13 protein-coding genes are annotated in these 13902 nt (G+C 63.9%); 6 read left to right on the top strand and 7 right to left on the bottom strand.

The genetic code is table 11. The annotated features are described in order from the left end of the window. The first annotated feature begins 46 nt into the window (after positions 1-46). Entirely contained in the window at positions 47-592 is a 546-nt protein-coding gene (locus QXZ94_RS06085) for a GNAT family N-acetyltransferase (RefSeq protein WP_315719642.1), read from the top strand. A 23-nt stretch (positions 593-615) separates the two neighbouring features. On the opposite strand, the gene QXZ94_RS06080 is transcribed toward QXZ94_RS06085, so the two are convergent. Then, positions 616-963, bottom strand: a complete 348-nt coding sequence (locus QXZ94_RS06080; RefSeq protein ID WP_315726120.1) for a hypothetical protein — start codon at positions 961-963, stop codon at positions 616-618. Positions 964-1233: 270 nt separating this feature from the next. Between QXZ94_RS06080 and QXZ94_RS06075 the strand changes: the two genes are divergently transcribed. The 5 genes from QXZ94_RS06075 (at position 1234) to QXZ94_RS06055 (ending at position 6667) form a co-directional block, all read left to right on the top strand. Further along, the gene (locus QXZ94_RS06075) at positions 1234-1656 is read left to right on the top strand and encodes a PA2169 family four-helix-bundle protein (protein WP_315719641.1); all 423 of its coding nucleotides are present in this window, start codon (positions 1234-1236) and stop codon (positions 1654-1656) included. A gap of 10 nt (positions 1657-1666) precedes the next feature. Further along, complete coding sequence (locus tag QXZ94_RS06070) at positions 1667-2164, top strand: nucleoside deaminase (RefSeq protein ID WP_315719640.1); 498 nt, start codon at positions 1667-1669, stop codon at positions 2162-2164. 98 nt (positions 2165-2262) lie between these two features. After that, the gene (locus QXZ94_RS06065; RefSeq protein WP_315719639.1) at positions 2263-2670 is read left to right on the top strand and encodes a DUF4174 domain-containing protein; all 408 of its coding nucleotides are present in this window, start codon (positions 2263-2265) and stop codon (positions 2668-2670) included. A 618-nt stretch (positions 2671-3288) separates the two neighbouring features. Continuing rightward, positions 3289-5244: an ATP-dependent nuclease gene (locus QXZ94_RS06060; RefSeq protein WP_315719638.1), complete on the top strand. Its 1956-nt coding sequence runs from the start codon at positions 3289-3291 to the stop codon at positions 5242-5244. Beyond that, complete coding sequence (locus QXZ94_RS06055) at positions 5231-6667, top strand: UvrD-helicase domain-containing protein (protein ID WP_315719637.1); 1437 nt, start codon at positions 5231-5233, stop codon at positions 6665-6667. Before QXZ94_RS06060 ends, QXZ94_RS06055 begins: the two co-directional genes overlap by 14 nt. A gap of 69 nt (positions 6668-6736) precedes the next feature. On the opposite strand, the gene guaA is transcribed toward QXZ94_RS06055, so the two are convergent. The 6 genes from guaA to QXZ94_RS06025 all read right to left on the bottom strand — a co-directional run bounded on the left by guaA (position 6737) and on the right by QXZ94_RS06025 (position 13831). After that, a complete protein-coding gene (gene guaA, locus QXZ94_RS06050) occupies positions 6737-8353 on the bottom strand; it encodes a glutamine-hydrolyzing GMP synthase (protein ID WP_315719636.1) in 1617 nt (538 codons plus the stop codon). Between the two features lie 471 nt (positions 8354-8824). Further along, positions 8825-10126, bottom strand: a complete 1302-nt coding sequence (locus QXZ94_RS06045) for an RsmB/NOP family class I SAM-dependent RNA methyltransferase (protein WP_315719635.1) — start codon at positions 10124-10126, stop codon at positions 8825-8827. Between the two features lie 14 nt (positions 10127-10140). Further along, entirely contained in the window at positions 10141-10473 is a 333-nt protein-coding gene (locus QXZ94_RS06040; RefSeq protein ID WP_315719634.1) for an MAPEG family protein, read from the bottom strand. A 138-nt stretch (positions 10474-10611) separates the two neighbouring features. Continuing rightward, positions 10612-11634, bottom strand: coding sequence for an NADP-dependent oxidoreductase (locus QXZ94_RS06035; RefSeq protein WP_315719633.1), 1023 nt, complete (start codon positions 11632-11634; stop codon positions 10612-10614). A gap of 209 nt (positions 11635-11843) precedes the next feature. Continuing rightward, entirely contained in the window at positions 11844-13331 is a 1488-nt protein-coding gene (gene guaB / locus QXZ94_RS06030) for an IMP dehydrogenase (RefSeq protein WP_315719632.1), read from the bottom strand. Between the two features lie 251 nt (positions 13332-13582). Next, complete coding sequence (locus QXZ94_RS06025) at positions 13583-13831, bottom strand: hypothetical protein (RefSeq protein WP_315719631.1); 249 nt, start codon at positions 13829-13831, stop codon at positions 13583-13585. Positions 13832-13902 lie beyond the last annotated feature (71 nt).

Genomic DNA, 13902 nt, shown 5'->3' with positions numbered 1-13902 from the left:
CGCCCGGCGGTGGATCGCACGGGGCATCTTGCAGCGAGGACTGGTTTTGCAACACGACAGCGGAGACGGCCACGTAACCCTCGAGGTCGCCGACGAGCGGGATCTGCCGGCCTTCAAGCAGGAGCTGCAGGAGGCCTTCTCCGCCGCATTGACGGACGAGATCGGCTCGGTCCCGGAGCAGGCGATCCCCTCCGGCGACGATATCGAGCAGTCGTTCACCGCGCCGGGCGCGGCGACCTATCATGTCCTGCTCGACGGAAGACGCGTCGGCGGCGCCGTCCTGAGCATCGATCCGGTGTCGCATCACAACTCGCTCGACCTGTTCTACATCTCGCTCCGGCAGCATGGCCGCGGCATCGGGCAGCGCGCGTGGCGGGCGATCGAGGCGCGCTATCCCGACACCAAGGTCTGGCAGACGTTCACGCCGTATTTCGAGAAGCGCAACATCCACTTCTACGTCAACAAATGCGGCTTCCGGATCGTCGAATACTATAACGCCCACAATCCGCTGCCGCACCGGCCGCCGCTGGAGGGCATGCCCGACGACGGCGACTTCTTCCGCTTCGAGAAGATCATGCAAGAGGAGCGTTGAGGGGGCTTCACCGCACGGGCAAGCTACGCTCCGAGTCGCCTGGCGTCGCGGACCAGGCGAAGGTCGATGCTGCCGATCAGGTCCGAGCGCAGCGTTTCGGCTTCGGCCATCGCCGCCGTTGTCTGCCGCAGCGTGCTGACGTTCGATCCGAGCGACACGATGCCACCCAGCACCGCAGCGATGGCGCCGAGCAGCGCGGTGGCATTGGAGCCGAGCAGGCCGAGCACCGCGCCGAGCAGCAAGGCGGCGCCGGCAGCGATCAGGACCTTCGAAGCCAGGATGAACTTTCGACACCGCTCGGCCATCTCGGCAAGCTGCTCGATCCGCGACTCGATCAGGGCGATTTGTCCGCTCCGGTCGTCCTCATCCATCACCCGCGCCGTCCTCCGCGACATCAGCGCCGACACCATGTCCAGAACCGCCCCGGTCCGGGATCATGCCCGTCGCTCCGCACGCTGAGCCTACGCCGCCGCCCTCCCCCCGGCAACCACTTGCGGCGGCGTGAGCGTGTGCAACGACTCCGGCCGCGAAGACGTCTCCCCCCGTGGCGGAAGGCAGCAGCCCCGGAACAAAGCCGGCGAGTCCGGATTGTCCCCGTCGAAATTTCCACACATCAGACACGACAGACCCGCGAGGCGACAATGGCTGCCGACAGCCTGAAGACACTGCACACGTCCCTGATCGATGCGCGCAACGGCTATCAGGAAGCGGCCAAGGACGCCGAGACGCCGGCGCTCAAGGCGCTGTTCGCCGAGATGATCGCGCTCAAGGAGCGCGATCACGCCGAGCTGCATGACGCGCTCCGTCGGATGGGCGAGACGCCGGACGAGTCCGGCTCCTTCATGTCGACGGTGCATCAGACCGTCATCCGCGTCCGCTCCGCCCTGACGGGCCTCGGCAGCAATGCGCTGTCGTCCTTCGTCAGCGGCGAGGAGCAGATCCTCAGCCAGTATGACGACGCGCTGACGGACTGCGCTGATGATGCCGCGACCACCGCCACGCTGACCCGGCAGCGCGCGAGCCTGCAGGCGAAGGTCGCCCAGATGAAGCAGCTCGCAGCCTGAGCGTCCGATCGTGCCGAACCTGAAAACCGACGAGCATTTCATGCAGGAGGCGATCAAGGTCGCCACCCAGGACGGTGCTGACCCGTCGCTGTCGCCGATCGGCTGCGTGATCGTGCTCGGCTCCGACATCATCGCCGCCGAGCGCAACCACGTCGCCGCCAAGCACGACTCCACCGCGCATGCCGAGATCGAGGCGATCCGCGCCGCCGGCCGCGGCTTCGACGACGGCGAGTTGCGCGGCGCCACGCTCTACACCACCCTGCAGCCCTGCGGCATGTGCACGATGGCCTCGATCTGGAGCAAGGTCGGCCGCATCGTGTTCGGCGCCGGCCGCGACGACGTGCACCAGATGTATTTCGAGGCGCGCCATGTCGACACGCTCAAATTCGTCGCGAACGCCTATCGCGACGACATCACGATCGAAGGCGGCGTCCTGCGCGAGGCCTGCAGCAAGCTGTATTATCGGCCCTGGGACGATGTCCCGGTCGAGGACCAGGGCAACCGCTAGAGCGGGCCGCGCTCTCTGCCGCGGAGGCACGCGGCACGACCGGAGATCCGGCCCGCGGCCGCCGCCGTTCAGGCGAGAGCCATCAGGAGACCCCGACCATGCGACGGCATCTGCTCACGACCGCAATCCTCGCAGGATTCATCGCCATGCCCAACCCGAGTGACGCCTCCCCGCTCGACCGGTACAAATGGAAGAACCGGCTCCTGGTCGTGACCGGCCCCGACGACGCCGCAGCACAGCAGCAGCGCCGGATCTACGACGCCGCCCAAGCCGGCATGTCCGAGCGCGCGATCGTGCTGCTCAACGCCGTTGACGACAGCGCCGCCTCTCGCGAGCTCCGCGCGGCGCTCGGCAGCGAGGTCAGCCGCTTCAAGGTCACGCTGATCGGCAAGGACGGCCACACGGCCTTCACGTCGGACACGCCTGTTTCGGCCGACGCGCTGTTCAAGCGCATCGACGCGATGCCGATGCGGCAGGACGAGATGCGGCGCGACAGGTCGCGATGAAGACGGCGTGCGGCGGCGCTGTTGGATCGCGCCGACCGGATGAGCTGCGGCGCCAAAGGCTCGAGGTCTTGTGCACCGTCAACGACCCTGCTCCCGTGCCGCACCGGCGCGGGACATCGTCACGGCAGACTTCTCCACGTTTCAAACAGCAGGCATGGCTGAGCCGCCTCGCGGCCGCATGCGCCCGAGCTTTGCGATCGATCGACCTCTTCTATCGAAGAAGAGGCGCAGGGAAGACCGGGTATCGGCTGATACCCGCGGTCCGCGTGCAGCAGATAAGCACGCGGCAGAACCACAGGTTCAGCCCAATATCCGGCCTTCCCTGCGCGACGGTTTTGCGACTTATAGGTGCTCTCCCCGGGGACCGGCTGTCTTGCCCCCGTCACCAGCGGATCATCATCACCACCGGCTTGGTCTCAGCGTCGGGAGACCAGGACCACGCCACTTCGCCGTCGCCTCGCTCCGTTCGTCCGCACGGGCTTTTGACACCCGGCTGCAGAGCAACGCGCCCGTCGCCTCACCGGCTCGACGCTTCATGACGATCGCGAAACGTCCCTCTTCAGCGAGCCGGGATGGCCGAGAATGTGGAGGTGATTTGCCCGACGTGACAAGGGAAAAGTGCGCGACAAACTGGCACGACGGGCAGTTGATGCATGCGAGATGTGCGAGGATTGCCCGTCGGGCAATTTAAAACGATCCGAACTGCTGTCGCTCGCCGCGACTAAACGAGATCAGGATGTAAACTACCATCGGTTGCAATTTCGTGATATCCATCGTCCATTAGACTGGAGGATGAATTTGCGAATCATTCGCGTCGAAATTTTTAACTTTCGAGGGATTAAGCGGCTTGCTTGGGATCCTGCACCCGGCACTAATTGTCTGGTGGGTCCGGGTGACTCTGCTAAGACAACCATTCTGGATGCTATCGAATTGACATTCGCGCCGCGCAATGGCGTGACATTTGATGATACCGACTTCTTTGATGTCGATCCAAAGACCAATCCCATTGCTATCACTATTACGATTACCGATCTACCAGCGGAGTTCCTCAAAGAGGACCGCTACGGCTACTATTTAAGAGGATGGGACGAAGTCAAAAAAACACTAGACGATGAGCCTGACGAAGCAAAGGGTCTCAAGTATGCTCTTTCTGTGAGGCTCACGGTCGACCACACCCTAGAAGCAGAGTGGACACTCTTCAACGACCGAGTACGTCAGGGCGAATTAAGCCCAAGGACCTTAGGTTATCAGGATCGTCAAGACGTCGCGCCGAGCCGCCTTGGACCGTATGCTGATCGTCATCTGGGCTGGGGACGGCAGTCTGTACTCAATCACCTAACCAAAGGCGCGAGCGCCTCCCGCAGCCTCATAGCGGAAGCGGGACGTATCGCTCGCCAAGAGTTCTCGAAAGATTCGAAGAGCCTTTTTGCAGACACGATCGAAGAAGCGAAGCAGGCGGCGCGAACCCTTGGCGTCCCCGTAAGCAACGAGCTTCACGCAATGCTTGACGTTCAAGCGATCGGCCTGTCGGGCGGTGCCATTTCTCTTCACGACGACAATCTACCGCTACGCCGACTTGGCGTCGGATCATCGCGACTGTTCACCGCCGCGCTACAAGATCGCGCCCGGTCCAAAGCATCTGTGGCTCTCATCGACGAGGTCGAACACGGACTCGAACCTCATCGAATATCTCGATTGCTTCGACAGCTGACGCAAGAGACCGTCGAAGGCAGAACCAAGGCCCAAGTCTTCATGACCACGCACTCACCCGTTGTACTCCAAGAGTTGGGCGTCAGTGACCTTAACGTCGTGAGGCGCGACCCTGATACAGGAAAAGTAACGATCGTAGCAGCGAACAAGCCGTACAAGAGATTGGACCCACAATCCCAGCCCCGCTCAAATCCGCAAGCTTATTTAGCTCCTAGCGTCCTAGTTTGCGAAGGTAAAACGGAGGTAGGCCTGATGAGAGGGCTGGACGACTTCTGGGTGACGAAGGATCGCCTTCCATTTTCAACAGCCGGCGTCGTAGCGATTTCCGGCGGAGGGATTCAACTCTCTCCGTTAATTGCCGGCTACTTTCGATCTCTCGGCTACAGAGTCGGACTTTTGCTTGACAGCGACTGCGAACCTGACGACAGCACCATACTAACTTCTTTAAAGGCGCTTGGCGTGACGCTTTTCCGCTGGGCACCGGGTTATGCTACGGAAGATCACCTGTTTCGCGACCTCCCAACCGAAGCAGTATCCGACTTGATCAAAGCGGCAGCAGCATTCCAAGAGACAGATAAAATATTCCTTGACCGCTTCTTCAGCAAGTACCCTAGCCGACGGTTTGCCTCCGTATCAGAACTACAAGTGGCCGCCGCGGATGAAGCGGTTAGGATCGCGATGGGCGAATTAGCTAAGGCGAGGCCAAAGAACAAAAAAGACGACCGTGAGCGCGGAATGTTCAAGGACATTGCAATAGCAGAATGGATCGGCCGTAAACATGTTGGCCCGCATCTCGCAAAGTTGAAAGGCATCTTTCCAAAAACTATCTCGGAAATAAGAGTGTGGATTGATGGCGGACAATGAGTGCCTGATCACGTCGGTCCTGGGTTCATACCAAGGATCTATCGTCGCACCAGCCGGTTGCGGCAAGACGGATTGTATTGCCGAAGTCGTTAAATCCGTAGTTGGATCACCTAAGTGCCTCATCCTCACGCATACGCTTGCAGGGGTCGATTCGCTACGTCAACGATTTAGGGAAAAAGGCGTCAATCTTCAGCGGGCGGACCTTGAAACCATTGCCGGCTGGTCGCTAAGATTTGCTGCGGCATTCCCTCAGAGATCTGGCATAGCAACTACAGAGCCCCGTAGCGACAATTGGCCGTCTGTCTATAGCGCTGCAAAGCGCCTTGTTGAAGGCAACTTCATCTCTGGAGTTCTTAAGCAATCCTATCAAAGAGTACTCGTGGACGAATACCAGGATTGCACTGTAGCTCAGCACGATTTGATTGTCGCGCTTTCGCGACATCTCCCGACCTGCGTATTCGGCGACCCGTTACAAGCCATCTTCGGGTTTCGAGAAGATAAGCTGATCGACTGGACTTCCGTGACGAGCAGCTTTCCAAATATTGGCACTCTCCAAGAACCCTGGCGATGGAAACGTGTACAAAATGACGCGTTAGGGGCTTGGCTGATTGGGATCCGCGACCAGTTGGAGCAACTCAACCAAGTTGACCTGACGTCGGCACCGAGGTGCGTATCGCAGATCAAACCTCAATCATCAGATCACCAAGACCTCGTTAAAGCCAATATCATAGCCGGCAAAACCGTTCGGCTCGCAGGGTCAGAAACGCTAATCGTTATCGGCGATAAAGCAAGCGAACGGATACGAGGATCCTTGGCAGAGAAGCTGAAATGCTCAGCGATCGAGCCCGTGACCTGCAAGGCCTTGAGTAACTTCATTGACAGAGTTCAGGTCTGCACAGGAAAGGATCAACTGGCTGTAGTGCTTGATCTGGCAGATAGCGCCATGTCTGGCTTGAGGAGGGTAGAGTTTGAACGGCGGGTGATACGTCTCGCCGCGGGATGGAAGCCGAGGAAGGCCCTCACCGAAGCCGAGCGCGCAGCCCTGGACGCTCTGTCTTCAGAAAACCTATCTCACGTGCTCCGATTGCTGGAGCAGCTACGCAAGCAGCCCGACGTTTTCACCTTTCGACGAGAGCTTTTGTCAGCTGCAATAAAGGCCCTCAAGCTAGTGGTGAATGGCGAGCACTCGTCTCTCGATGACGCTGCTTGGCACGTGCAAAATAGGATGCGACATGCCGGACGCCGGCTGGGGCGACGCTCTGTGGGAAGCACGCTGCTGGTGAAAGGGCTCCAGTTCGATCACGCGATAATTATTGCGCCTGAAAAGCTAAGCCGAAACGACTTGTATGTCGCACTTACGCGCGCCTCGCGGACGATTACAATCGTTTCTCCGGAACAGTTGCTCAAGGCAAAAGCGCCTTAATTTTCTTGACGACAGGCAGCCCGTCGATCACCAACGGACCGCGCGTTAGATTGGGCGTATGCTGACGCCCTACTCCCACTCAATCGTCCCCGGCGGCTTGCTCGTCACGTCATACACCACCCTGTTCACGCCCTTCACCTCGTTGATGATGCGCGTTGCCGTGTTGCCTAAGAACTTCATATCGAACGGATAGAAGTCCGCCGTCATGCCGTCCGTCGAGGTGACGGCGCGCAGGCCGACGACGTAGTCGTAGGTGCGGCCGTCGCCCATGACGCCGACGGTCTTGACGGGGAGCAGCACGGCAAAGGCCTGCCAGATGGTGTCGTAGAGGCCGGCTTTGCGGATCTCGTCGATGTAGATGGCGTCGGCCTTGCGGAGGATGTCGAGCTTGTCGGTCGTGATCTCGCCGGGGCAGCGGATGGCGAGGCCGGGGCCCGGGAACGGGTGGCGGCCGACGAACACGTCGGGCAGGCCGAGCTCGCGGCCGAGGACGCGGACCTCGTCCTTGAACAGCTCGCGCAGCGGCTCGACCAGCTTCATGTTCATGCGCGCCGGGAGGCCGCCGACATTGTGGTGCGACTTGATCGTCACCGAGGGGCCGCCGGTGAAGGAGACGCTCTCGATCACGTCGGGATAGAGCGTGCCCTGCGCCAGGAAATCGGCGCCGCCGATCTTCTTGGCCTCGGCCTCGAACACGTCGATGAAGAGCTTTCCGATGGTCTTGCGCTTCTGCTCCGGGTCGGTGACGCCGGCGAGCTCGCCGAGGAACAGCTTCGAGGCGTCCACATGCACCAGCGGGATGTTGTAGTGGTGCCTGAAGAGATCGACGACGGTCTCGGCCTCGTTGAGGCGGAGCAGGCCGTGATCGACGAACACGCAGGTGAGCTGGTCGCCGATCGCTTCGTGAATCAGCACCGCGGCCACCGCAGAGTCGACGCCGCCGGAGAGGCCGCAGATCACCTTGCCCTTGCCCACCTGGGCGCGGATCTTCTTGATCTCCTCCTCGCGGAAGGCATGCATGGTCCAGTCGCCGCCGAGGCCGGCGATGTTGCGGACGAAGTTGCGGATCAGTTTGGCGCCGTCGGGCGTGTGCACCACTTCGGGGTGGAACATCAGGCCGTAATATTTGCGCGTCTCGTCCTGGATCACGGCGAAGGGCGCGTTCGGCGACACGCCGGCGACCGAGAAGCCCGGCGGCATCTGCGTGATGCGGTCGCCATGGCTCATCCACACCTGGTGCTGCTCGCCCGGCTGCCAGACGCCGTCGAACAGCAGGCTCGAGGTCTTGACCTCGACGTCGGCGCGGCCGAACTCGCGGTGGTGGCCGCCCTCGACGGTGCCGCCGAGCTGGGCGGCCATCGTCATCTGGCCGTAGCAGATGCCCATCACGGGGACGCCGGAATCGAAGATCAGTTGCGGGGCGCGCGGCGAGCCTTCCTCGTGGACGGATTCGGGGCCACCGGAGAGGATCACGGCCTTCGGGTTCATCTGCCGGAAGGCGGCCTCCGCCTTCTGGAACGGCACGATCTCGCAATACACGCCGTCCTCGCGCACCCGGCGCGCGATCAGCTGCGTGACCTGGCTGCCGAAATCGACGATCAGGATCTTGTCGTGGAGCGCGGCCACGGAGGTGTCGGTGGCGGCGGCGGTCGGGGTGTTGGCGCTGGTTTTGTCTTGGGCTGTCATGGCAAGGAATTACGCCGAGAGCACGAGTCCCGCAACCCTTGGAAGGAGCCGACGCCTTGTCCTCCCCGTCATTCCGGGGCGCGCGGAGCGCGAGCCCGGAATCCATAACCACGATCGGGAGTATGGATTCCGGGCCCGCGCCAAGGGGCGCGTCCCGGAATGACACCGTTGGTGGGGGAAGGGCGTCATCCCCCGCGCAAGCGGGGTATCCAGTACGCCGCGACATCTCGGCCGGCCACGGCCGGCGGTGGAATACTGGGTCCCCCGCTTTCGCGGAGGACGACAGCGGAGGGTGCCGCGGCCGCTTGCCCCGCTCTTGCGAGTGGATTGGCCCAACTGCCTGCCCCGCGTCATTGCGAGCGTAGCGAAGCAATCCAGGGTGGCGGGCGGAACTCTGGATTGCTTCGCTTCGCTCGCAATGACGGCGGAAAGAGCTTGGACGGCGGAGAGACTTTCGGACGGCGGAAAGGGCTAGGCCTGCTTCTTCAAGACCGACACGAAGAATCCATCCGTCCCCGTGCGGCGGGGGGTCATCAGCAAGCCTTCTTCCGACTTCAGCGCGGCCTCGGCGAACACCTCGGCCTTGTCCCAGAGGACGGTGGCGGTCTGGTCGGGGGGCTGGATGGTGAATTCGGGGTGGCGGGAGACGAACGCCCGCACCTGGTCGCCGTTTTCCGGCTGGAGCACCGAGCAGGTGATGTAGGCGATGCGGCCGCCGGGCTTGACCAGGGCCGCCGCGCGCTCCAGCACCTCGGCCTGGTCCTTCAACCGGATCTCCAGCGCGCCGGGGCGCATGCGCCATTTGGCGTCGGGGTTGCGGCGCCAGGTGCCGGTGCCCGTGCAGGGGGCGTCGATGACCACCAGATCGGCCGAGGCCTTGATGTCGGCGAGCGGGTCGGCGTCGCCCTTGGGGGTGCGGATCTCGGCGTTGTGGACGCCGGCGCGGGAGAGACGCTCGTGGATGGGGGCGAGCTGGCGCTTGTCGGCGTCGGTGGCGATCAGGCGGCCCTTGCCGCCCATCATCGCCGCCAGCGCCAAGGTCTTGCCGCCGGCGCCGGCGCAGAGGTCGATGACCTGCTCGCCGGGCTTGGCCGCAGTGAAGAGTGCTGCGAGCTGCGAGCCCTCGTCCTGGACCTCGATTGCGCCCTTGATGAAATCCTCCTCGGCATGGATTCCGGGATTGCGGGCGTCGGCGCCGAGCGTGATGCGCAGGCCGAGCGGCGACCAGGGCGTCGGCTGAGCGCCGAGATGCTTCAGCGAGGCCTGCACCTTGTCGCGCTTGGCCTTCAGCGAATTGACGCGCAGGTCGAGTGGCGCGCGGCTGGCCATCGCCATGGCCTCCGCGACGCGGTCGTCGCCGAACACGGCGGCGAGATACGGGTCGAGCCAGTCGGGATAGTCGCCGGCGACAGGCGGCGGCGCGCCCTCGGTGGTGCGCGAGGCCAGCACCTTTTCCTCTTGCACTGAGAGCGGCGGCGGGGCGAAGCGGCTGCCGTCGCACATCGCGGCAATGGTCGGCACGTCCAGGCCGCGCTCGAGCTTGAGCATTCCGAGCACCCGCGCCCGCGCGGTATCGTCCTCCATCACCCAGGCGCTGGAGGCGCGGCGGCGGAGCACGTCCCAGACCAGGCCGGCGATGGCGGCACGGTCGCCGGAGCCGGCGAAGCGGTGGCTGGTGCCCCAGTCCTTCAGTGCCTTGGCCGCCGGCGCCCTGAGGGACTCGATGGACTCGATGATGTCGATGGCGGCGGACAGCCGGGCGGCGGGGGTCATTCAGGAATCCAGTCTCAGATCAGGAGAAGCATCTTCAGGGCGAAATACAGCCACATCGCCAGCAGCACCAGGGCCGAGGCGGTCCAGGCCAGCCCGCGCTTATCTGCCCCGCGGATAAAGCCGGCATTGACGAAGCGGGTGACGACGAACACCCAGGACAGCAGCACGATCACCAGATCGGCATGGCGCAGCGGCAGCGCAATCGCGATCAAGGCATAGAACAGGGTCGGTAGGCCGAATTCATCGGCGGCGTCCGTGGCTTGGCCGCGCTTCTTGTTCCAGAACAATAGCGCAAAGGTGAGCGCGACCTCGACGAAGACGGGCAGCAGCACCATGGGCAGCGACATCGAAAATCCCCCTTGGAATGGCGAAGGCCCGGCATGCTGCCGGGCCCTCTGGATGAACCGGTTCCATCAGGACTCCCGATAAGGGGCTGTGGTTCCCGTGATTTTACGGCTCCGCTGAACTTTCACATCAAGTGTGGCTCAGGCTTTATCCGGCCCGACCCGCACGAGCTGCTTGCCGAAATTGGCGCCCTTGAGCAGGCCCATGAACGCCTCCGGCGCGTTCTCCAGGCCCTCGGTGACGTGCTCCTTGTACTTGACCTTGCCGTCGCGGACCCAGGCCGACATGTCCTTGAGGAAGTCGCCATGGCGGGAGGCGAAGTCGGAGACGATGAAGCCGCGGATCAGGAGCCGCTTGGTCAGCACGTTGCGCATCAGCGCGCCGGCCCATTTCGGCGAGGCCGACTGGGTGTCGTTGTAGTGGGCGATCAGGCCGCAGACGGGCATGCGGGCAAAGGCGTTGAACAGCGGGAACACCGCCTCGAACACCGCTCCGCCGACATTCTCGAAATAGACGTCGATGCCCTTGGGGCAGGCCTCCTTCAGCTTCGCCGCGAGATCGGGATCGCGATGATCGAGGCAGTCGTCGAAGCCGAATTCCTTTTTCACATAGTCGCATTTGTCCTTGCCGCCGGCGATGCCGATGGCGCGGGCGCCCTTGATCTTGGCGATCTGCCCGACCGCCGAGCCGACCGCGCCGGAGGCGGCGGCGACCACGACGGTCTCGCCGGCCTTGGGCTGGCCGATGTCAAGGAGACCGGTGTAGGCGGTCATGCCGGGCATGCCGAGCACGCCGACGGCGGTCGAGATCGGGGCGAGGCTCGGGTCGACCTTGGCGAGACCACGGCCGTCGGAGATCGCATGCGTTTGCCAGCCGGCGCGGGCCAGCACGATGTCGCCGGGCTTGAAACCGGGATTGTTGGACGCGGCCACCTCGCACACCGTCCCCGCTTCCATCACGCCGCCGACCGGCACCGGCTGGGCATAGGACGGCCCATCGCTCATGCGCCCGCGCATGTAGGGATCCAGCGACAGCCAGATCGTGCGCAGCAGCACCTCGCCGGCGCCGGGCGTTGGCACGGCATAATCCTCGAGGCGGAAATCGGACGGCTTGGGCTCGCCGACGGGACGTGCGGCGAGCACGATGCGCTTGGCTTGGGACATGGTGTTTCCTCCTGATGTTCTTATGCTTGCTGAGGGAGTGATGCTCTCTCCTCCGTCATTCCGGGGCGCGCGTCAGCGCGAACCCGGAATCCAGAGGTGAGGTGCGAGAGTGGTCGTGCAAGACAATATCGAGATTCCGGGTTCAGCGCGCCGCGCGTTGCGCGTTGCGCTGCCCCGGAATGACGGGCGTGTGGCGGCAAGCGCTTGGCTTACGCCCCGCCCGGATAGTTCGGGCTCTCGCGCGTGATGGTCACGTCGTGGACGTGGCTTTCGCGCAGGCCGGCGCCGGTGATGCGGACGAACTCGGCCTTGGCGTGGAAGTCTTCCAGCGTCTTGGCGCCGACATAGCCCATGGCGGCGCGCAGGCCGCCGGCGAGCTGGTGCATGACGTTGCCGACCGGGCCCTTGTAAGGCACCTGGCCCTCGATGCCTTCCGGCACGAGCTTCAAGGTGTCCTTGATGTCCTGCTGGAAGTAGCGATCGGCCGAGCCGCGGGCCATCGCGCCGACCGAGCCCATGCCGCGATAGGCCTTGTAGGAGCGGCCCTGCCACAGGAACACTTCGCCGGGGGTCTCGTCGGTGCCGGCGAGCAGCGAGCCGACCATGGCGACGTCGGCGCCGGCGGCGAGCGCCTTGGCGAGATCGCCGGAGAACTTGATGCCGCCATCGGCGATGACGGGCACGTCGGCCTTCTTGGCGGCTTCCACCGCATCCATGATCGCGGTGAGCTGCGGCACGCCGACGCCGGCGACGATGCGCGTGGTGCAGATCGAGCCCGGGCCGATGCCGACCTTGACGGCGTCGGCGCCGGCATCGATCAGCGCCTGCGCGCCGTCGCGGGTGGCGATGTTGCCGGCGATCACCTGCACCGCGTTGGAGATGCGCTTGATGCGGTTGACCGCTTCCAGCACGCGCGAGGAATGGCCGTGCGCGGTGTCGACCACGACGAGGTCGACGCCGGCCTCGATCAGCTTCTCGGTGCGCTCGAAGCCACCCTCGCCCACGGTGGTCGCCGCGGCGACGCGGAGCCGCCCCTGCGCGTCCTTGCAGGCGAGCGGATGGGCGACCGCCTTCTCCATGTCCTTCACGGTGATCAGGCCGACGCAGCGGTACTGATCGTCGACGACGAGCAGCTTCTCGATGCGGTGCTTGTGCAGGATCTTCTTGGCCTCGTCCTGGCCGACGCCCTCGCGCACGGTGACGAGGTTCTCATGCGTCATCAGCTCGGAGATCTTCTGCCGCGGATCGGTGGCGAAGCGCACGTCGCGGTTGGTGAGGATGCCGACCAGCTTGCCGGGAATGCCTTTGCTGCCGCCAGTCACCACGGGAATGCCGGAGAAGCCGTAGTCCTTCATCAGCGCCAGCGCGTCGGCCAGCGTCGCGTCCGGCGAGATCGTCAGCGGGTTCACCACCATGCCGGATTCGAACTTCTTGACCTGGCGCACCTGGGCGGCCTGGCCCTCGGGATCGAAATTGCGGTGGATCACCCCGACACCGCCGGCCTGAGCCATGGCGATCGCCATGCGCGCCTCGGTGACGGTATCCATGGCGGACGCCATGATCGGAATGTTCAGCGGGATCTCGCGCGTCACGCGCGAGCGGATGTCGACCTCGGAGGGAAGCACATCGGACAGGCCCGGCTTCAAGAGCACGTCGTCGAAGGTGAAGGCTTCGCGAAGTGTCTGCACGGTCGCCATCGTCAACTCCTTGTCTGCGGCCGTAACGGCCGCGATGGGATCTAAGGATGAGCGGCGCCGCCGGCGAGACCATGCCTCGCCGTCGAATCGGAGCCCATCGGTGGGGTTGACGCGGGTCGATAGCATGGGCCTGTGACGAATCAAAGGGCCGATCCGCCCTCCTCCCGCGATTGCGAAAGACGGCCTGGATCGGCCCCTGATGCGCAACAAAAGGTCGCCAAAGCCCCGATTCCGGGGCAGAAGTTCCGCCGTTAGCGCCAGGCGCCCGGCGGCGGCCCGTAGCGGCGGATGGCGTCGACCACCTCGCGGTGGCGCCGGTCCTCGCGCCGCATGTGCACGGCGATCAGGGCATGCGCCGAGGGCACCAGCAGCAGCACGTGGAAGAACAGGCCGAGCACCAGGCAGACCAGACACAGCAGCAGGTTGAAGATGGCCGCGAACGGCTGCCCGTTGAACAGCAGACCCAGCGGCGGCACCAGAGCGGCGAGCAGGTAGATCATCGGCACATCTCCCAAAACGCAGGACGCGACAGCGTCGCGCTGCATTTGGGGGGCCATGCCGCCCACGCAAT

Origin of the sequence: Bradyrhizobium sp. SZCCHNS2022 (assembly GCF_032377575.1) — a bacterium.
GTDB classification, from domain to species: Bacteria; Pseudomonadota; Alphaproteobacteria; order Rhizobiales; family Xanthobacteraceae; genus Bradyrhizobium; species Bradyrhizobium aeschynomenes.
This window is presented reverse-complemented; position numbering and strand designations above follow the sequence as displayed.

Coding starts and splice junctions, on each gene's coding strand:
- QXZ94_RS06080 (WP_315726120.1), bottom strand. CDS start 963: ATGGATGAGGACGACCGGAGCGGACAAATCGCCCTGATCGAGTCGCGG.
- QXZ94_RS06075 (WP_315719641.1), top strand. CDS start 1,234: ATGGCTGCCGACAGCCTGAAGACACTGCACACGTCCCTGATCGATGCG.
- QXZ94_RS06065 (WP_315719639.1), top strand. CDS start 2,263: ATGCGACGGCATCTGCTCACGACCGCAATCCTCGCAGGATTCATCGCC.
- QXZ94_RS06055 (WP_315719637.1), top strand. CDS start 5,231: ATGGCGGACAATGAGTGCCTGATCACGTCGGTCCTGGGTTCATACCAA.
- guaA (WP_315719636.1), bottom strand. CDS start 8,353: ATGACAGCCCAAGACAAAACCAGCGCCAACACCCCGACCGCCGCCGCC.
- QXZ94_RS06045 (WP_315719635.1), bottom strand. CDS start 10,126: ATGACCCCCGCCGCCCGGCTGTCCGCCGCCATCGACATCATCGAGTCC.
- QXZ94_RS06040 (WP_315719634.1), bottom strand. CDS start 10,473: ATGTCGCTGCCCATGGTGCTGCTGCCCGTCTTCGTCGAGGTCGCGCTC.
- QXZ94_RS06035 (WP_315719633.1), bottom strand. CDS start 11,634: ATGTCCCAAGCCAAGCGCATCGTGCTCGCCGCACGTCCCGTCGGCGAG.
- guaB (WP_315719632.1), bottom strand. CDS start 13,331: ATGGCGACCGTGCAGACACTTCGCGAAGCCTTCACCTTCGACGACGTG.
- QXZ94_RS06025 (WP_315719631.1), bottom strand. CDS start 13,831: ATGATCTACCTGCTCGCCGCTCTGGTGCCGCCGCTGGGTCTGCTGTTC.